Consider the following 18989-nt stretch of genomic DNA (forward strand, 5'->3'; position numbering starts at 1 on the left):
GCTACTTTTTACCGAGTGTCTTGAGAATCGCAAAAGGCGAATCTGGATCAATTTCCTTGGGTTTCGGTTGCGGCCGCTTTTGCGCAGAACGTTTGTCATTAGGTTTCTGGGTTCCCTTCTTCGCATGGGCTTGTGGCCTGTCCTTGCGGTCCGTTTTTGGGCCTTTCTTTTTCTTTTTGAAGGCCTTTCTGCGATAGGTAAGATCATCTCCTTCGCCTTCAGCGACATAGCCGAGCTTATCAAGGATGAGCGAGAATTGCTCCCGCGTGGTCCCAACGAGAGAAAGCATTTCATGCGTTGGCTTGAACGGCAGATTGCGTGGCAGATCCTTTTTCTTTTGATCATTCGTCCCTGCTGCTGCAGGCTTTACTTCCTGAGGCGTAGCTGCAGTTGAGGCTTGCTCTTCCGAAGTGGTTACTGCGGGGGTGGCTGATTCCGGTGTCTCACTCGGCGCTACAGTTACCTCAGGCGTGGGTTGAGCCTCATCCGCTGGCTGTTCTGGCGCGGGAGAAGTCTTTGCGATCTCTGTATCCATCGAATGCGAAAGTATCTCTGCCTTTTCGGCTTCGGTTTCTTTTACATCCGTTTCGGTGGCGGCCTCTTCTTGTGGTGCCGTTGGCGCGTCGCTCGTCTCTTTCTTGGGTTCTGCTTCTTCGAGCAAGCCGCGAGATGCCCGACGCAGCAATCCGGCGAGCCGGTCCAGCATATCCACCCGAACTGCCAGCTTATCGAAAACCGCATAGCCGGCGATAAGGTAATAGGTCCAGGGAAGTCTGCCATCAGTTTCAAACGAAACACGGCCAGCGGGCGGGGCGGGCGGAATTTCAGTGCGCTCCTGATAGATTGACCATAAAAGACAACGAAGCGCGGTTGGGTCAGGCTTTAACAGGATTGGCATAAAAACATGCTCGTACCCCACTCGAATGCCGCCAAACTTCAATCGGCCGTAGTCTTTTTTCTCCAGAAGGCGAATCTGATCACCAAGTTTATAGCGCGGCATTGCACCTAGGTTCTCGCTGACCTGGAAGGCGATTCCCCGCGCCGCGCCGGTGAGTGGCAGCGTTTCGAGCTGTACAAGCGGTTTCAGTCGGGTTTCGATTTGAGCTAAGATCCAGTCATTTAATCGTTTGGAGACTGCATCCTGCGCGCTGCCATTTAACTGCTCGCTCGCGAGCAACTGGACGCGAGGTTTCAGAAAAGTCTCTCCCTTGACAAGGCTCGCTATTTGGGTGTCCTGCCACAATAGTTTGCCCTCTGGATCAAGGGTAATATCGGCATCCTGCGCAGCGGCAAGCTGAGCCGCCCGCGCGGCAATTTCCGCAGCGACAGCCTTGTTTCCGATATTTCGGAGCGTTCTGGCCTCGGTATTATTCAGGCTGGTATCGGCGTTAAATCTCAAACCTGAGAGGGTGCCCAGAAAATGTCCTTCAACATGGACTTCCCCGGTCTCGCTTATCTGTGCTTCCAATTGACTTCGGTCTTTCAGTTTTCGCACCAACATTGCGGTGCGTCTGTCTACAAATCTTTGTGTCAAACGCTCATGAAGAGCGTCTGACAATTTATCTTCTATATTTCTCGCCGTTTCCTGCCAGTATTTATAGTCGTCCATCCAATCGGAAACATGGGAAATATACGTCCAAGTGCGCGTATGGGCAATACGTGTTGCAAGTGTGTCTATATCGCCATCAATTTTTTCCAGACTTTTCAGATGTCCGGAAACCCAATCTGGAGGGAGTTTTCCGGTCGGTCCTTGCAGGTGCATGAATATTTCTCGCAGCAGACGAACATGAACATCATGCATCGTTTTGCGAAAATCCGGTATCTGGCAGACCTGCCATAACTGGCGGACGCCCGGCATCGTCTGTGAATGGCGGCGCACCTCCTCATCCTTGATCAGCGTCTTGAACGCATTATGGTCATCCGGCTCCCGGGGTAAGACCATGCCATCAATCCCGGGAAGCCTTTCAAGCGACCTCAAGAGATCGCGGGCCGTCGTAAATTCGAGATCCAGATTGCGCCATCGTATCTGACTAACTGGATCGAAATTATGACTTTCGATTTTTTCTATGAGTTCATCTTCCAGAGGCTCGACATTGGCGGTGGTGCCGAAGGTGCCATCGTTCATATGACGTCCTGCGCGGCCAGCGATTTGGGCAAATTCCGCCGGGCGAAGACGGCGAGACATGGCGCCGTCATACTTGACCGTGCCAGCGAAGGCAACATGGTCGATATCCATGTTAAGGCCCATGCCGATCGCGTCCGTCGCCACGAGATAATCCACATCGCCCGATTGATAAAGCTCGACCTGTGCGTTACGTGTCCGCGGGGATAGACTGCCCATCACGACGGCGGCACCGCCTCTCTGTCGCCGTACCAATTCGGCGATGGCATAAACATCGTTAGAGGAAAAAGCGACAATCGCCGTGCGCGGCCGAAGCCGGGATATTTTTTTCGCGCCACGATAGACAAGTTTTGAGAATCGCGGGCGGGAGATATAGGACGCCTCCGGGATCAGGCGCTTTATCCACGGTCGGATTGTCTCCGCACCTAGAAAGAGAGTTTCTTCGCGGCCGCGTGCATAGAGCAGGCGGTCTGTGAAGATATGACCGCGTTCAGGATCTTCAGCGAGTTGGATCTCATCCACGGCCAGAAATTCAAAGCCGCGGTCCAGCGGCATGGCTTCCACAGTACAGATAAAATAGGCGGCTTGCGGTGGGATGATCTTTTCCTCGCCGGTCACAAGGGCCACGTTTGCCGCGCCCTTTTGGGCAACAACACGTTCATAGACCTCTCGCGCCAGCAATCTCAAAGGAAGGCCGATGATACCGTCCGCATGCCCAATCATCCGTTCTACCGCGAGATGCGTTTTGCCCGTATTGGTCGGGCCTAGAATAGCCGTTACCTGACCTGTTTTAAAATTGCGGGGGGAAATACGGCGCATTGCAAACCTGATTTGTGGGTGAGGGGGATAACGTCCTCAACTTTAATTTATACGCAGCCATCCTGCCGAGAACAGGAAAAACTTACATGGCACGGCATATCGTAAGACGTTTTATATGTAAGCATTATGTCAAAAATGTCTCGCCTTCCGGCTATAAATTCGCATTATTGTATACAGAAAAGTCGATTTCGATGCGTCATATTAGGCTCGCTGTATCGTAAAGCTAACGCTCGTTTGGTATTTTTAAAATTCTATGATATAGGTCCCGGCCAGAATGGGCTGTCGATTGGGTAACGGCTTATTGTGTGGCGGGATAAAAAGGAAAAGAAATTATGGGCGACTTTCCAAAACAAACATTTCAGGACTGGGAAAAGCTGTCGGAGAAGGAACTTCGCGGCCGCAAGCTGGATGAACTTAATTGGGAAACGCCCGAAGGAATTACCGTCAAGCCGCTTTACACAGCCGCCGATCTGGAAGGCATGGAATTGGAGGGCGCTTTGCCCGGAGTTGCCCCATTTCAGCGCGGTGTACGCGCGACAATGTACGCCAACCGCCCATGGACGATCCGTCAGTATGCTGGCTTTTCAACCGCCGAAGAATCAAACGCTTTCTATCGCCGTAACTTAGCCGCCGGCCAGAAGGGCCTCTCCGTTGCCTTTGATCTGGCCACACATCGCGGATATGATTCGGATCATCCACGCGTTGTCGGGGATGTCGGAAAGGCCGGTGTGGCTATCGATAGTGTTGAGGATATGAAAATCCTGTTCGATAGCATTCCGCTCGATCAGATGTCCGTTTCCATGACTATGAACGGGGCGGTTCTGCCAATTCTAGCGAACTATATCGTCGCGGCAGAAGAGCAGGGCGTGAAGCCGGAGCAGCTTTCCGGCACGATCCAGAATGATATTCTGAAAGAGTTCATGGTCCGCAATACCTATATCTATCCGCCGGCGCCAAGCATGCGGATCATAGGCGATATCATCGGCTATACCTCCGCCAACATGCCGCGGTTTAACTCCATTTCCATATCCGGCTATCACATGCAGGAAGCCGGTGCGACACAGGTGCAGGAACTTGCATTTACGCTGGCCGACGGTTTGGAATACGCGCGTGCCGCCATGGCGTACGGCCTGAAAATTGATGATTTTGCGCCACGCCTCAGCTTCTTCTTCGCTATCGGCATGAATTTCTTTATGGAGATTGCCAAGCTGCGCGCGGCGAGAATGCTCTGGGCGAAAATGATAAAGCAGTTTGAACCACAGAACCAAAGCTCCCTGATGCTGCGCACCCATTGCCAGACATCAGGCGTCAGTCTGACCGAGCAGGACCCCTACAACAATGTTATCCGCACGGCTTACGAGGCCATGGCGGCAGTTCTTGGCGGCACACAAAGCCTGCATACAAATGCGCTTGATGAGGCAATTGCGCTGCCGACGGATTTCTCCGCGCGCATTGCCCGCAACACGCAGCTTATCCTCGCTGAAGAAACCGGCATACCTCATGTGATCGACCCGCTTGGCGGCAGCTATTATGTGGAAAGCCTGACCAACTCCATCGCGGCGGAAGCCTGGAAGCTGATTGAGGAGGTTGAGGAAATGGGCGGTATGACCAAAGCAGTCGAAAGCGGGATGCCAAAGCTTCGGATTGAAGAATCCGCTGCCCGCCGTCAAGCCGCCATTGACCGCGGCGAAGAGGTAATCGTCGGGGTTAATAAATACCGGATCGACAAGGACGACAGCAATATAGAAATTCTTGATGTCGATAATACGGAAGTTCTCCGACAGCAGGTTGCGCGGCTTGAGAAAATCAGGAGTACGCGGGATAGCGCGGCCTGCACGGCAGCGCTGGTCGCCCTGACAAAGGGTGCAGAAGGCAAGGAAAATCTTCTGGAGCTTTGTGTAAACGCCGCACGGGCGCGGGCAACCGTTGGCGAGATTTCCGACGCCATGGAAAAGGTTTTCACCCGGCATCGGGCGGAAATCCGTTCCATTTCCGGAGTTTATGGGGCAGCTTATGAGGGGGATGAGGGCTTTATGAAGATTAGCGACGATATCGATGCTTTTACTCGTGAGGAAGGACGCCGCCCGCGTATGCTGGTGGTCAAGCTTGGGCAGGACGGGCATGATCGCGGCGCCAAGGTGATCGCGACTGCGTTCGCCGATATCGGCTTCGACGTGGATGTCGGGCCGCTCTTCCAGACCCCTGCAGAAGCCGCACAGGACGCGATCGAGAGCGATGTCCATGTCATCGGAATTTCCTCACAGGCGGCGGGCCACAAGACACTTGTCCCTCAGATCATCGATGAGCTTAAGAAGCAGGGTGCAGAAGATATTCTCGTCGTCTGCGGTGGTGTGATTCCGGCGCAGGATTATGACGTGCTCTATGATGCGGGCGTTGCCGCTATCTACGGCCCCGGAACCAATATTCCGAAGGCTGCTGCGGAAGTACTCGAATTGATCCGGAAAAAACGCAAGGCGGCTTGACCTGTTTCCTGTCCGGTGTTGTATGATATAGACGTCATTACAACAGGGCAGGGAGCCATTCATGAAGATTATCTATAGCCCCGATCATGCAAAGCATGATCCGAAAACATATTTCAAGGGCGGGGCATTTCATGAGCCGCAGGAAGTACCGGGCCGAGCGGATGCGCTGGTTAAGGGGCTGAAAGAGGCCGGTCATGAGATTTTGGCACCGACGGATTTTGGTCCGAGCCCACGGGCGGCGGTGCATACGCCGGGCTATCTTCATTTTCTCGAGACCATACATGCGCGTTGGTTGGCGGCGCAGATGGGCGGCGAGGAAGTGCTCCCCAACATTCACCCGGGGCGGCATATGTCGTCGATGCCGAGCGGGATCGTTGGCGAGGTTGGTTTTTATACTACCGATATCTCCGCGCCTGTCGGCCCGATGACATGGGAGGCGGCGGTCGCTTCCAACAATGTAGCACTAACGGCGACGGACTATGTCTTGTCCAGCCTGAAGGACAACCTGTCAGCCTATGGGCTATGCCGCCCACCGGGGCACCACGCCTTCAAGGATCAAGCCGGAGGATTTTGTTTCCTTAACAATATCGCCATAGCCGCCGAGTATGCGCGCCGGACAGTGAACCGGGTCGCGATTTTGGATGTGGACGTGCATCATGGCAATGGCACGCAGGGCATATTCTATGACCGTCCGGATGTCTTTACGATATCAATGCATTGTGATCCGACGGATTTCTATCCCTTCTTTGCCGGATATGCATATGAGCGCGGAGCAGGCGCAGGTGAAGGCTATAACCTGAACCTGCCACTCGCACCCGAGAGCACGGATGAAGCCTTCCTCGACCGCATGGAGGAGGCTATGACGGCGCTTCGGGCTTATGCGCCGGATGTTCTTTTTATCGCGCTGGGTCTTGATGCGTTTGAGGGCGATCCGCTGATCGGGCTTTCCATTACGACGGAGGGGTTTGGGCGGATTGCAGCGCGGATCGCGCAGCTCAATCTTCCGACGGTTCTGGTGCAGGAAGGGGGCTATAATCGCGATTTCCTCGGCGCGAATATCACAAGCTTTATCTCCGGTTTTGAAGAGGTGCGTTAGCTGTTGCGGTAAACGCGTTAGAAACTAAATCCGTCCGGGAGAAGATCACTCACGGATTTAGTGACTTCTCCGCTCTTGCCCGCGTAATGGACCCGGGTGTTCTGTGTTGCAAATTCGGCGATAAACTGGCGGCAGGCTCCGCAAGGGGAGCAGGGGATGGATACGCCTTTTTCATTGCGATTGGCGATGAGCACTTCGCGGAGTTTCATGTCCGGGCCCTCCCTAGCTACCGCTTGGGTAATGGCGGTGCGTTCCGCGCAGATGGTAAGGCCGTAGGAAACATTCTCGACATTGCAGCCGGTATAGAGGTTGCCGGCTTCCGTCAGGATAGCCGCCCCGACCTTGAATTTAGAATAGGGGGAGTAGGCGTTCTCGAGCGCCTTGTCCGCTTCGGTTTTCAGGTCGACTTTGTCCATGATCCCGTATTTCCTTTACAATACTATCGAAGGAGAAATCCACTGCCGAGAGGATCACCGTCTTCGAATGTAAACTCAGCCGTTCCAGAATAATGGGCGTGGCCCGCAACCTCAACCGTCACGGCATTATACGGCCCCATTTTCGTTTCGTTTGCAATTTTTCCGTCGAAGATGGCGCCGGTCACGCTTTCGAACTGGCAGGTTTCTCTGGGCTCGATTGCCTTTCGGGCGGCGGCAAGGGCCATGCGTGCGGTGACGCCTGATCCGGTTGGGCTGCGGTCCACCTGCTCATCCGCGAACACGCAGATATTTACGCTTGGGCTGCCGCCCTGTCCCGTGGCGCCATCTGTCAGTATGGTGCCATAGAGATAACCTAGATCGTCTTCCTCCGGATGGGTGATCTGAATTTGCGCTTTTACCGCGTCGGAAATTTGGGTTGCTGCCATCACCAAGTCACGGGTGCGGGCTGTTCGCACATCCAGTCCAAGGTTCCCAGCATCTAGAATAGCGTAAAACGCACCGCCATACCCGATATCCAGCTCTACCGGGCCATAGTCAGGTGTCTCGACAAACTGTCCAATTTTATAGGCGAAGGCTGGCACACTATCAAACCTGACCGCGCCGGTTACACCATTCTCAGTCGCCACATGGGCGCGAACCAAACCACAAGGACACTGGATATTGACCGGCGTTTCCTTGTCTTCTTTCACGATCAAGCCATAGTCCAGCGCATAACGGCCAAGTGCCATGATCGCGTGGCCGCACATGGTGCTGTATCCCTCATTATGCATGAATATAACGGCAAGGTCGGCCTCCGGATGGTCAGGCGGTACGAGAAGTGCGCCATACATGTCCTTATGGCCGCGTGGTTCAAACATCAAAAAACGGCGATACTGATCGGCATGATCACGAAGATAAGCCCGCTTTTCTAGCAGGGTATGCCCGTCCGGCATCGGCACGCCATCTGTGATGATGCGAAGCGGTTCCCCACCGGTATGCATTTCGACTGTCTGTATACTGCTGATCATCTTTTACTCATCCTTTGTATCTAGATTAGGGCCTTCCGTTAAATTCCGATAGTGCTTTCAATTGACTTGACGCAGGCGCGGGATTTTCCCATACCCAAGTCTATGAATGAAACGGGCGAAAAAATAGCGGCGGATGCCGAGAGAATAGCCGAGAAATTACGGCAGGGAGATCGGCGGGCGCTCGCGCGGGCTGTTACACTCGTGGAATCCGTGCGGGATGATCATCGGGCTACAGCGCAGGCACTGCTCAACCTGATCCTCCCGTCCACAGGTAATTCTATCCGGATTGGGATATCGGGTACCCCGGGTGTTGGTAAATCCACCTTTATCGAAACCTTTGGCAAACTTTTGACAGGTGCGGGGCATAAAGTTGCTGTACTGACCATCGATCCATCCTCCCAGCGGAGCGGCGGCTCTATCTTGGGCGATAAGACGCGGATGGAAGAACTGGTCCGTGACCCGAACGCCTTTATCCGGCCATCGCCCTCTGGCGGTTCGCTTGGCGGTGTTGCGCGACGCACACGGGAGGCCATGCTGCTGACCGAGGCGGCGGGATTTGATGTTATCCTGATTGAGACAGTCGGTGTCGGGCAATCCGAAACCACCGTGGCGGAAATGGTTGACGTGTTCCTTCTTCTTCTTGCGCCCGCGGGCGGGGATGAATTACAGGGAATCAAGCGCGGCGTGATGGAACTCGCAGACATTGTTGTTATCAACAAGGCAGATGGAGACTTGAAAGCAGCAGCGGCGCGGGCAGCAGCGGAATATAAAGGCGCAATTGGCTTGATGCGTCCAAAAAGCAAGAACTGGAAACCGAAAGTCCTGATGGTTTCTGCCCTGAATAAAGTCGGGATCGACAAACTTTGGGATACGATCACGAATTATCGCGAGGCGCGCGGCGAAGACGACGAACTCACAGAACAGAGACGAGAGCAGGCGGTTGCCTGGATGTGGTCTGAGCTGGGTGATTCCCTGATGACGCGATTCAAGAGCCATGAGGCTGTGGCCGCGCGCATTAAAAAGATGGAAGCGGATGTAAAGGCCGCGCAAATTGCGCCCACAGCCGCCGCAGAGAAGCTCTTGGAAATCTTTTTGGGAAAATAGGCAGATAACGGCCTAATATGCTTGACGGATGCGCCGTCATTCCTTAAATAGCGTCCTCACGTCCGGCGTTTTGCGCCGGCATTCCTATTTAATTGGTTAAAGAGGTCCAGGATGGCACGTCGTTGCGAATTGACAGGTAAAGGTGTTCAGGCGGGTAATAATGTCAGCCACGCCAAAAATAGAACCCGTCGCCGGTTTTTGCCGAATGTGCAGGAAGTCCGCTTGATGTCCGAGGCACTTGGCCGCTCCTTCAACATGAAAGTGTCGGCATCGGCGCTACGATCTGTTGAACATAATGGCGGTCTGGACAAATTCCTGCTGAAGGCGCGTGACACAAATCTGTCGCTGCAGGCCCAGCGGGTTAAGCGCGAGATCAAGAAAGCGGCAGTTTCCGCATAAATCTGATCTGAAGATCAAGAAAAGATAAACGGGTGAGTTTTCCTCACCCGTTTTTTTTATGTCAAATTTGCCTCCTGAATTGCGCGTCCTATCTAAAAAGGATCCTGATCGGCTTTTCAATAGGGGAAATTTAGATGTATGCACGACGTGATATCGTAAAAGGCGCGGCAACTTTACCGTTGGCGGCAATTCTGGCGGATCCATTGCTCGCGAGAGCAGCCGCTGACATGACGGAAGATGTGACCATTAAGCTTGATGGCGGGCAATCAGTAACGGCCTCCGTCATCTATCCGGAGGTAACACCGGCACCAGCCGTTCTTCTCGTTCATGAATGGTGGGGCCTCAATGACCAGATCAAGGCGGTTGCAGCAGAACTTGCCCGGGAAGGATATGTCGCCGTAGCGGTCGACCTTTATGGCGGTAATGTCGGCACAACCCGTGAAGAGGCTGGGCAGTATATGAAGGCTGTCAAACCTGCCGACGCAACAGAAACGCTCGAAAAATGGATTTCATGGGCACGTGCGAATGAAAAAACCACGGATAGTCTTGGAACTATCGGTTGGTGCTTTGGCGGCGGCTGGGCACTGAACGCTTCCATAGCGGCTCCGACCGAGGCGACAATTGTTTATTACGGTAGTGTTGAACGGACCGCAGACCAGTTAAAGGTCCTTAAAGGACCGGTTATGGGCCATTTTGCCGAAAAGGATCAATGGATCAACAAGGCAATGGTTGACGGCTTTGTGGAGCAGATGAAGCTCGCAGGGGAGCCAGCACCGGAAGTCTTCTGGTACGATGCGGACCATGCATTCGCAAACCCGTCAGGCGGCCGTTATGACCAGGCGGATGCACAGCTAGCCTGGAAACGTAGTCTTGAGTTTTTCAAGAAGAACCTAAGGGGTTAGGAAAGCTCTACCAGCGGTCGGATTTTTTCCGCGTTGTGCGCTTCTGCTCGTCAAAAAGATCGGCAAGTTGTTCCATCATAACGCCGCCTAATTGTTCGGCATCGATGATGGTAACGGCTTGTTGATAATAGCGCGTGACGTCATGGCCGATGCCGATGGCAATTAATTCGACCGGGGAGCGCGTTTCAATCCATTTGATTACCTCGCGCAGATGCTTGTCGAGGTAATTGCCTGGATTGACTGACAGCGTGCTGTCATCCACTGGTGCACCATCGGAGATTACCATCAGGATGCGTCGTTGCTCTGGCCGGCCGAGCAGACGGTTGTGGGCCCATAACAGACCTTCCCCGTCGATATTCTCTTTTAGCAGCCCTTCGCGTAGCATCAAGCCAAGTGCTTGACGGGCGCGGCGATAGGGGTAGTCGGCCGATTTATAAACGATGTGACGGAGATCATTGAGGCGACCAGGGTTTGCCTCCTTCCCCTGTTCAAGCCATTTTTCACGTGACTGACCACCCTTCCAGGCGCGGGTCGTAAAACCGAGAATCTCGACCTTGACCGAGCACCGCTCCAGCGTGCGGGCGAGTACATCGGCGCACATCGCCGCAACTGAGATCGGCCTTCCGCGCATGGAGCCGGAGTTATCGATCAGCAGCGTGACAACCGTATCGCGGAAATTCGTATCTTGCTCCACCTTGAAGGAAAGCGGGAGTTGCGGATCGACAACCACGCGGGAAAGACGCGCAGCATCCAGAATGCCTTCCTCCAGGTCAAATTCCCAGGAACGGTTCTGTTGCGCAAGAAGTTTGCGTTGCAGCCGGTTGGCCAGTTTGCTGACCAGGCTATGCATGTTGGTTAGCTGTTGATCGAGCTGCTGGCGAAGTCTGGCGAGTTCTCCCGGTTCACATAAGTCCCCCGCCTGAATGACTTCATCGAATTCGGTGGTGTATGCTTTATAGGCGGCAGCCTCCGGTGAATTGCGGAAGTCATCAGGGTAAACCGGGCGGCTGTCACGGCCCGCATCTTCGCCGGTGCTTGTTGCTTCCATATCGGCGCTTTCGCCCGCTTCGGTATCGGTGCCGTCTTCACCGGCGCCTTCTTGCGTATCCGCATCCTCGGCGGCGCTGGCGTCTTGCGCCTCATCATCACTTTCGGAGCCGCTGCTCTCAGCATCTGGTTGCTGTTCGCCTTCATCACCGTCTCCGCTGTCATCCTCGTCGGAAAACTCGCCCTCAGCATCGTCGATCAGGTCGAGATCTTTAAGGAGTTTCCGTGCCGCACTCGCAAACTCTTTCTGGCTTGCAATGGCGTCGAGCATATCAGTAAAATCGTCGCCGCTTTTTTCTTCAATCTCGGCGCGCCAGAGGTCAACCATGTTTCGGGCGCTCTCAGGGACAGGTATGTTGGCCAGCTTTTCTCGGGCGAGAAGCCCAAGAACCTCTGAAATTGGGGCGTCAGCCTTATCATAAATGCGGTCAAAGCCGCTTTCCTTACAATGGTTATCGAGGCGGTTAAAAAGATTGTCGGCAACGCCTTTCATCCGGCCTGCGCCAATGGCTTCCACCCGAGCCTGTTCAATTGCATCAAATACAGCCTTGGCGTCGCCGCCTTCCGGGGCATAACGCGCATGCATACCGTCGTCGTGATAGCGTTTACGAAGGGCGATACTGTCGGCGAGCCCGCGCACGAGGCGAATATCCTCTGCCGGGAGGTCTTTTGCCGGGTTTGGCAGGCGCGCGCGATCACCGCTCATCCCCGGTGCGTCATTGCCATAGACAACTTCAAGTTCCTTCTCGTGTGACATCGCCCGCATGGTGGCGGTGACGGCGCGCTTAAAGGGCTCTGCCGCAGGCTCCTTATTTTTGATAAAGGCCACGGGAGCGCTTACGCGACGATATTGGCAGCGGATTCAGGGAGTTCTTCACCAAAGCTGCGTTGATAATATTCGGCAACTATTGGCCGTTCCATTTCATCGCATTTATTGAGGAAGGTCACACGGAAGGCGAAGCCAACGTCTCCAAAAATCTGAGCATTTTCAGCCCATGTAATCACAGTTCTTGGGCTCATTACGGTGGAGATGTCGCCAGCGATAAAGCCGGCCCGACTAAGATCTGCGCAGGCTACCATGGCACGGATTTTCTTGCGGCCTTCTTCATTATCATAGCCTGGCAGTTTCGCGAGTACGATTTCGTTTTCGGTATCTTCCGGCAGGTAATTCAATGTTGTTACAATATTCCAGCGGTCCATCTGGCCCTGGTTCAATTGCTGGGTGCCGTGATATAGACCGGTTGTGTCGCCAAGACCTACGGTGTTCGTCGTCGAAAACATCCGGAATGCCGGATGAGGGCGTATAACTCTGTTCTGGTCGAGGAGGGTTAGTTTGCCTTCAACTTCCAGAACGCGCTGGATCACGAACATGACGTCCGGACGCCCGGCGTCATATTCATCGAAGACAATCGCTGTTGGTGACTGTAGCGCCCAAGGGAGAATCCCTTCGCGAAACTCTGTTACCTGCTTGCCGTCGCGCAGGACAATGGCATCCTTGCCAATCAGATCGATACGTGAAATATGGCTGTCGAGGTTAATCCGGACACAAGGCCAGTTCAGACGTGCGGCGACTTGTTCGATATGGGTGGATTTCCCGGTACCATGATATCCCTGCACCATCACGCGGCGATTATAGGCAAATCCTGCCAAAATCGCGAGCGTGGTGTCGTGATCGAAAACATAGGCCGGATCGAGATCGGGCACGCGGTCGGTCGTCACGCTGAAGGCCGGAACTTCCAGGTCACTATCAATTTTAAAAACTTCCCGAACGGAAACCTTCGTATCGGGCAAATCAATTTTTATTTCCGGCGTTTCACCGGCAAGTTCTAAGGACGTCATAAAATGTAGTTCCGTGTCACAATTTGTGGTGTTTCTTTTACGGGCAAGCTTACGAGTTAGCGCAAGATCGCAAATGTGTATAGGCCTGATTGATGTTTTTTAGTATTTCTTCAGCCTTTTTATCACCACCACGGATATCAGGGTGGTATTTTTTTGCAAGTTGCTTATGTCTGCGCTTGATTTGTTCGAGACTGCTTCCGGGATGTAAATTCAAGACGGCAAGTGCCTCTCGTTCCTTTGGATCCATTTCCGGATGACCGTTTGCACGGGATTTAGCAGAGGCCTTTTCCGAAGCCCCCATATCGTCACGAAAATCGAACGGATCATTATAGCGATATTCGTCGCGCGAACTTGCTGTGCGGGTACCTAGTTTCCAGGTTGGGCGATGGCCGGTAATATCCTCATCCTTGTAGCGAAGGACTTCTTCCGCCGACATGCCGTCAAAGAAATTCCATGATTTATTGAATTCACGGATATGCGCAAGACAGAACCACTGATAATCTGCCGGGTTTCCTCGATCAAGCAGCCGTGCCTTCGGCGCCCTAAATTCTCCCGTCTCGAAACAATCCTCATGTTCGCACTGCCTGTTGAACGGTTCCGGGGCGTCATCATCAAGTGGTATTTCTCTATTCTTCGACATTTGACAATTATGGGTGTTGCCTGCTCCCATAGCAAGGCCGGGGTCGAAAAGGAGTCGTTTTTTAACTCCGTGACGACGGTAATTGGGCAACATTCACCTGTAGAGGTGTTTTGACACCAAGCACCCAGAAAAAATATTCTACGCAATCGATACGTAGCGTAAAAATTTGCTATAAGACTGTCAGTACGGTGTTACATCAAGATAGTAAGGAATGCAGGCATAATGTCAGTCGCAGCAACCATAGAAAATAAGCTCAAAGAGGCGTTTTCCCCAACCAGCCTTGTTGTCGTTGACGAATCGCATCTGCACGCGGGCCATGCAGGGGCTCGCCCTCAAGGGGAAAGCCATTTCCGGGTGGAAATAACCGCGGAGAAATTTAAGGGGATGTCCCGCGTTGCCAGCCAACGGGCTGTGTATGATGTCCTTTCGGAGGAGCTTAAGACAGATATTCACGCGCTGGCACTGAACGTAAGATCGTAACGTCGCTATTCGAGATAAGATAAAAGCATCAGAAAAAACTGTTGAACAATTTTGGCACGCCCCTATATGCTCTTTTTGAGAGTTTATAAAAAAATATGGCAACTTATAAGAGCATCAACAGGAGCCCTAACGTGACCCAGATAAGCCAATCCCTCGTCAATCGTAATATTTCAATCATTGATCCCGTTTCAGGTCAGACGCATCGGACCAGTATCAGGCTGGAGGAAATCGAATGGGAGGCCCTGCGCGATATTTGCACGCGTGAAAATATGTCGATCAATGATTTCTGCTGTAAAGCGGACAGCGATGAGAGGCGGCGCGAGCATTCCCGGACTTCCCGAATACGATCTGCCATCCTTGATCATTATCGCAGTCAGTCCGGTAAGCTCGACTCCTGATCTTCTTAAAGAAGGTAGAACAATAGCGCGGGGAGGGTGATAAAGGAGAGCAAGGTCGATATGAGCACCATCCCTGCAACATGGCTGTGGGCGCGGTCATAACGAAGCGAGAAAAGATAGTTGAACACCGCGACCGGCATACTGCATTCCAGGATAAGGACCCCGCGTTCGACCCCTTCCAACCCAAACAGGGCGGCAAGGCCGTATCCAACGGCAAATCCCATAGCAAGTCGAAGAACTGATAGTCCGGTTGCGAGCCGGATGTGATTTACAGAAAGACTTGCAAGACTTACACCCAGAGCAAGGATCATCAAGGGAATAGTCAGGCTGCCAATAAGCTCGGTGGTATTTATGATCCAGAGCGGGACAGGGAAGGAAAGAGCCTTTAACCCCAGGCCGAGGACCACGGCATAAATCAGGGGTGTACGTATTAACTGACCGGGGGAACTGACCCCAGAAGAAAGCCAGATGCCGAAGGTGAATTGCAGGGTGGAAAAGACGGTAAAGACGGCAATGGCGAGCGCGAGACCAGCCTCCCCAAAGGCGAAGAAACAAAGCGGCAGGCCCATGTTGCCTGTGTTCGGAAACATCAGACCGGGTAGGTAATTGCGGATATTAAGGCGGCAGAGCTTTAGTGTAATGACGCCAATGATGCAAAAAGCTAATGCTGAAAGTGCAGCGAACATCGCGAACTCAAGGAATGCGTCAAGTTCCATGTCGAGTTTGACGAGCGTTGAGAAAATCAGCATCGGGGAGCCGACATTCGTTACCAGCCCGGTCACTGTTTCCGTATGAAAGGCGCGCCCGGTCTTGGCCCAGAAAAAACCAATCCCGGCGGTTACAACGACTGGAGCAATAATGTTGAGGAGAATTTCAAACATATTGGCGGAATTTCCAATTGGCCTGCCCGGTAGAAATTCTATAACTCAAGAGAGGTGACTCGAAGTTCGGTAATCTGGTTAAGATCTTTTTTGAGAATTTCAAACTTATACCCATGAAATATAAAAGCTTGACCAATTTCCGGGATAATCTGTGCTTCGTGGATGACCAATCCGGCAACCGTCGCGGCCTCTTCATCGGGAAGTGCCCAGTTGAGCTGCCTGTTCAGGTCACGGATGGTGACATCGCCTTTTGTGATGATGCTGCCGTCCTTCATCAGTCGGACATCGCTTACAGCAAGATCATGCTCGTCCGCTATATCGCCAACGATTTCCTCAAGAATATCTTCAAGCGTGACCAGCCCCATAAGCGCGCCATATTCATCGACGACAAGGGCGAAATGGCTTTTTCTTTCCAGAAACGCGTTGAGCTGGCTGCGCAGGGTTGTGGTTTCCGGCACGAACCAAGCTTCGAGTGCGATTGATTCGATATCCAGTTTCTCGTAATCCCCGCCCAGAGGGATCAGGGCACGAAGCATATCCTTCGCATGGATGATGCCGATAATATTCTCAGGATTTTTCTTCCATAGGGGCAGTCTTGTAAAGGGGCTCCCGAGAACCTGATCGATAATTTCGCGGACTGGTTTCTCTGCATCGACCATTTCCACATTCTTGCGATGAACCATGATCTCTTCAAGGTCCACCTCATCCATATCGAGGATTGTATCCAGCATGTAACGCTCATGCATGATAACGCCGGCATCTTCGGAATGGAGTTCGATTGCCCCGCGCAGCTCATCCTGCGCGGCGTCCGTTAAGGTATCAGAGTCGCCGTCACCTTCCTTAATGCCCATAAGACTCAGGGTAACCTCGACAATATAGTTGATACCCAAGACCACGGGAGAGAGGAGGAAGATCGCGGGTCGCAGCACGGGCGCAACAAAAAGTGCGACGGGGATTGTCCGCCGGAGTGCAATCGTTTTTGGTAAAACCTCCGCAAAGACCAGCACAAGAACGGTCATGACAAGGGTCGCATAGGCAACGCCAATATCTCCGAACAGCGAAATGAAAATACTTGTCGCCAGGGCAGAAGCTAGAATATTGACCAGATTATTGCCGAGCAGAATGGCACTGATAAGTTTCGTATGCTTGTCGCGTAGCCTGTTTACAAGTCCGGCCCGATGGTCGCCGGATTGTTCCATCTGATGCAGACGGGCGCGGGAGGCACCGGTTAGTGCGGTTTCCGAACCTGAAAAGAAAGCAGAAAGCACTAACAGCAAAAAAATTGCGAGCGGCAGAAGGATCAATTCCAAATTTATTTCACCCGTGTCCATTTCCTTATTCTATTCCTGTAGTTCCTGTCGAAGAAGTGACAGGATATCCGATTCATCGATTGTTTTTGTGCTGAAAGCGTCGCCAATGGCGTTCATAAGAATAAGAGTGATCTTGCCGCCACTGATTTTCTTATCTTGCCGCATGTGAGCGAGAAGTTTTTCCGCAGTCCAGAGAATGCCATCAATTTGGGGGACAGCAACAGGCAGTCCGACAGATTTGAAATGTGCGCGAATTCGCCCGCAATCCTGACGATCGAGAAAGCCGAGTTGGGCGGAAAGCTCCGCCGCCATCATCATACCAATGGCAACGGCTTCACCATGATTGAGATGCGCGCCGTAACCGGTCTCTGCCTCAAGCGCATGGCCGAATGTGTGTCCAAGATTGAGAAGGGCCCGGACGCCACACTCTCTCTCATCCTGAGCGACAATATCTGCTTTGGCCTTCACGCTTTGCTCCACCGCATATATGCGCGCGCCGGTATCGCCTTCAATCACCTTTTGACCATTCGCTTCGAGCCATTCGAAAAATGCGTAGTCGCCGAGCAGTCCGTATTTCACAACTTCGGCGTAACCCGCCAGAACCTCGCGACGCGGCAGGGTGTCCAGAGTGGAAATATCCGCGAGTACTATACGTGGTTGATAAAAGGCCCCGATGAGGTTTTTACCCTGCGGTGCATTGATGCCGGTCTTGCCACCAACGGAACTGTCAACCTGCGACAGCAGGGTGGTTGGTATCTGAATAAAATCTACGCCTCGACGCAATGTGGAAGCAGCAAAACCGGTGAGGTCGCCTATCACTCCGCCACCAAGGGCGATCAAAGCTTCGTCCCTTTGAATGCGGTTATCCAGCAGGCGGCTCATTAAATCCCCGTAGGTCGCGATACTCTTGCTGCTTTCACCCGGAGGAAAGATGAGAGCGCTATGCTCAATCCCCGCTTCAGTCAGGGACGTTTGCAAGCTTTCCAAGTGAAGTGCAGCGACGTTTTCATCGGTGATAATAGCGACACGAGGGTTTTTCAGGACATTTCGCAATGTTGCGCCGGCGCCATCAATTAGATTGGTGCCGATGAGAATGTCATAGGAACGCTCGCCCAGGGAAACCTGTACTTTTTCTAATGTCGGAGCGGGGTCTACCGGTAAGGATGTCATTTGCTACCTGAGGTGTCTTGGGCCGTTGGCAGGTTTTCCAGCGCGGCAATAATCTTGTCGACCACAATTTCATGCGGGCCATCGCCGCTGTCGACCGTAATATCCGCCTCTGCATAGACCGGATACCGCGTGTCCATCAGATCCTTTAAAATGGCTTTCGGGTTACCTGTTTTTAAAAGCGGACGATTATTGCGTTTCATGCAGCGCTTATAAATGACATCAAGCTCCGCACGCAACCAGATTGAACAGCCTTTTTGGGCAATAAGGGCGCGTGTCTTTGGGTCCATGAATGCCCCGCCGCCGGTTGCCAAAACATGTCGTGGCTCTTCCAGCAGGCGAGCAATAACTTTCCGTTCGCCTTCCCGAAAAGACGCTTCCCCGTGTTTTTCGAAAAATTCCGATACAGACAGATTGGATGCGGCCTCTATTTCCGTATCCGCGTCCTTAAATGGTAAGCCGAGCTGGGTCGCGAGACGTCGCCCGACAGAACTCTTCCCGGCACCCATCAGCCCAACCAGCACGACGGGTCTGGTTTCGAAATCATCAGCCGGAGTGGCTTTGCCAGCTTCGGCAACTTGTATCTTGTTCATCCTATCACTTTTTTCAGCGGTCAGGCGATCAATCCGCTAGACCCAGCGGCACAATATCTTTGTTAAGGTTATTGATGTAATTCGCCGAACCGTGCTAATCAATAAAGCCAATTTTTACCATAATCGCAGCTTAGTGCTTTAAATAGCAACAGTTTTGCCTAACATGCACTCATTTTTGGTGCTCTGATTTCGGAAATAGTGATCGAATATGTCTAAGTTTTCCCTTTTTCTGCTTTTTTTGGTAGCCGCAGCAGTTATTGGCGGC

17 protein-coding genes are annotated in these 18989 nt (G+C 52.8%); 7 read left to right on the forward strand and 10 right to left on the reverse strand.

Going from position 1 to position 18989, the window contains the following annotated elements; translation table 11 throughout:
* Position 1 precedes the first annotated feature (1 nt).
* On the reverse strand, positions 2 to 2941 hold the full coding sequence (locus AC0L73_RS12275) for a helicase-related protein (RefSeq protein ID WP_473653861.1): 2940 nt from the start codon (positions 2939 to 2941) through the stop codon (positions 2 to 4).
* Positions 2942 to 3273: 332 nt separating this feature from the next.
* On the opposite strand from AC0L73_RS12275, the gene scpA reads away from it, so the two are divergent.
* Both scpA and AC0L73_RS12285 read left to right on the forward strand, forming a co-directional pair.
* Positions 3274 to 5424 (forward strand): methylmalonyl-CoA mutase, encoded by a 2151-nt coding sequence (gene scpA, locus AC0L73_RS12280; RefSeq protein WP_473653862.1) that lies wholly within the window; start codon positions 3274 to 3276, stop codon positions 5422 to 5424.
* A gap of 61 nt (positions 5425 to 5485) precedes the next feature.
* Positions 5486 to 6520: a histone deacetylase family protein gene (locus AC0L73_RS12285; RefSeq protein ID WP_473653863.1), complete on the forward strand. Its 1035-nt coding sequence runs from the start codon at positions 5486 to 5488 to the stop codon at positions 6518 to 6520.
* Between the two features lie 17 nt (positions 6521 to 6537).
* Here AC0L73_RS12285 and AC0L73_RS12290 read toward each other — a convergent pair whose 3' ends face one another.
* Both AC0L73_RS12290 and AC0L73_RS12295 read right to left on the reverse strand, forming a co-directional pair.
* A complete protein-coding gene (locus AC0L73_RS12290) occupies positions 6538 to 6936 on the reverse strand; it encodes a cytidine deaminase (protein WP_473653864.1) in 399 nt (132 codons plus the stop codon).
* A gap of 23 nt (positions 6937 to 6959) precedes the next feature.
* The gene (locus AC0L73_RS12295; protein WP_473653865.1) at positions 6960 to 7964 is read right to left on the reverse strand and encodes a proline racemase family protein; all 1005 of its coding nucleotides are present in this window, start codon (positions 7962 to 7964) and stop codon (positions 6960 to 6962) included.
* Positions 7965 to 8066: 102 nt separating this feature from the next.
* Here AC0L73_RS12295 and meaB point away from each other — a divergent pair, with 102 nt between their 5' ends.
* The 3 genes from meaB to AC0L73_RS12310 all read left to right on the forward strand — a co-directional run bounded on the left by meaB (position 8067) and on the right by AC0L73_RS12310 (position 10369).
* Positions 8067 to 9068 carry a methylmalonyl Co-A mutase-associated GTPase MeaB gene (gene meaB / locus AC0L73_RS12300; RefSeq protein ID WP_473653866.1) on the forward strand — a complete coding sequence of 334 codons (1002 nt, stop codon included), beginning with the start codon at positions 8067 to 8069 and terminating at the stop codon, positions 9066 to 9068.
* Between the two features lie 111 nt (positions 9069 to 9179).
* Positions 9180 to 9467: a 50S ribosomal protein L28 gene (gene rpmB, locus AC0L73_RS12305; RefSeq protein ID WP_473653867.1), complete on the forward strand. Its 288-nt coding sequence runs from the start codon at positions 9180 to 9182 to the stop codon at positions 9465 to 9467.
* A gap of 134 nt (positions 9468 to 9601) precedes the next feature.
* Positions 9602 to 10369, forward strand: coding sequence for a dienelactone hydrolase family protein (locus AC0L73_RS12310; protein ID WP_227947920.1), 768 nt, complete (start codon positions 9602 to 9604; stop codon positions 10367 to 10369).
* 7 nt (positions 10370 to 10376) lie between these two features.
* Here the strand turns inward: AC0L73_RS12310 and cobT are convergent, their stop codons facing one another.
* Genes cobT through AC0L73_RS12325 form a run of 3 tightly spaced genes read right to left on the reverse strand, consistent with a single transcriptional unit; the run spans position 10377 to position 13895 of the window.
* Positions 10377 to 12245 carry a cobaltochelatase subunit CobT gene (gene cobT, locus AC0L73_RS12315; protein WP_227947919.1) on the reverse strand — a complete coding sequence of 623 codons (1869 nt, stop codon included), beginning with the start codon at positions 12243 to 12245 and terminating at the stop codon, positions 10377 to 10379.
* 8 nt (positions 12246 to 12253) lie between these two features.
* A complete protein-coding gene (cobS, locus tag AC0L73_RS12320; protein WP_227947918.1) occupies positions 12254 to 13255 on the reverse strand; it encodes a cobaltochelatase subunit CobS in 1002 nt (333 codons plus the stop codon).
* A 49-nt stretch (positions 13256 to 13304) separates the two neighbouring features.
* Positions 13305 to 13895, reverse strand: a complete 591-nt coding sequence (locus tag AC0L73_RS12325) for a J domain-containing protein (RefSeq protein ID WP_227947917.1) — start codon at positions 13893 to 13895, stop codon at positions 13305 to 13307.
* A gap of 222 nt (positions 13896 to 14117) precedes the next feature.
* Here AC0L73_RS12325 and AC0L73_RS12330 point away from each other — a divergent pair, with 222 nt between their 5' ends.
* Positions 14118 to 14375 (forward strand): BolA family protein, encoded by a 258-nt coding sequence (locus AC0L73_RS12330; protein ID WP_227947916.1) that lies wholly within the window; start codon positions 14118 to 14120, stop codon positions 14373 to 14375.
* Positions 14376 to 14506: 131 nt separating this feature from the next.
* Positions 14507 to 14773 carry a ribbon-helix-helix domain-containing protein gene (locus AC0L73_RS12335; protein ID WP_227947915.1) on the forward strand — a complete coding sequence of 89 codons (267 nt, stop codon included), beginning with the start codon at positions 14507 to 14509 and terminating at the stop codon, positions 14771 to 14773.
* 5 nt (positions 14774 to 14778) lie between these two features.
* Here the strand turns inward: AC0L73_RS12335 and AC0L73_RS12340 are convergent, their stop codons facing one another.
* From AC0L73_RS12340 to AC0L73_RS12355, 4 genes are read right to left on the reverse strand one after another with little or no spacing between them, the layout of a single operon-like run.
* Positions 14779 to 15654, reverse strand: a complete 876-nt coding sequence (locus AC0L73_RS12340; RefSeq protein WP_473653868.1) for an AEC family transporter — start codon at positions 15652 to 15654, stop codon at positions 14779 to 14781.
* Between the two features lie 38 nt (positions 15655 to 15692).
* A complete protein-coding gene (locus AC0L73_RS12345; protein WP_473653869.1) occupies positions 15693 to 16985 on the reverse strand; it encodes an HlyC/CorC family transporter in 1293 nt (430 codons plus the stop codon).
* Between the two features lie 9 nt (positions 16986 to 16994).
* Positions 16995 to 18134, reverse strand: a complete 1140-nt coding sequence (gene aroB, locus AC0L73_RS12350; RefSeq protein ID WP_227947912.1) for a 3-dehydroquinate synthase — start codon at positions 18132 to 18134, stop codon at positions 16995 to 16997.
* Positions 18131 to 18724, reverse strand: coding sequence for a shikimate kinase (locus AC0L73_RS12355; protein WP_227947911.1), 594 nt, complete (start codon positions 18722 to 18724; stop codon positions 18131 to 18133). Before AC0L73_RS12355 ends, aroB begins: the two co-directional genes overlap by 4 nt.
* Positions 18725 to 18989 lie beyond the last annotated feature (265 nt).

This window comes from Sneathiella sp. D3-11, assembly GCF_055809395.1.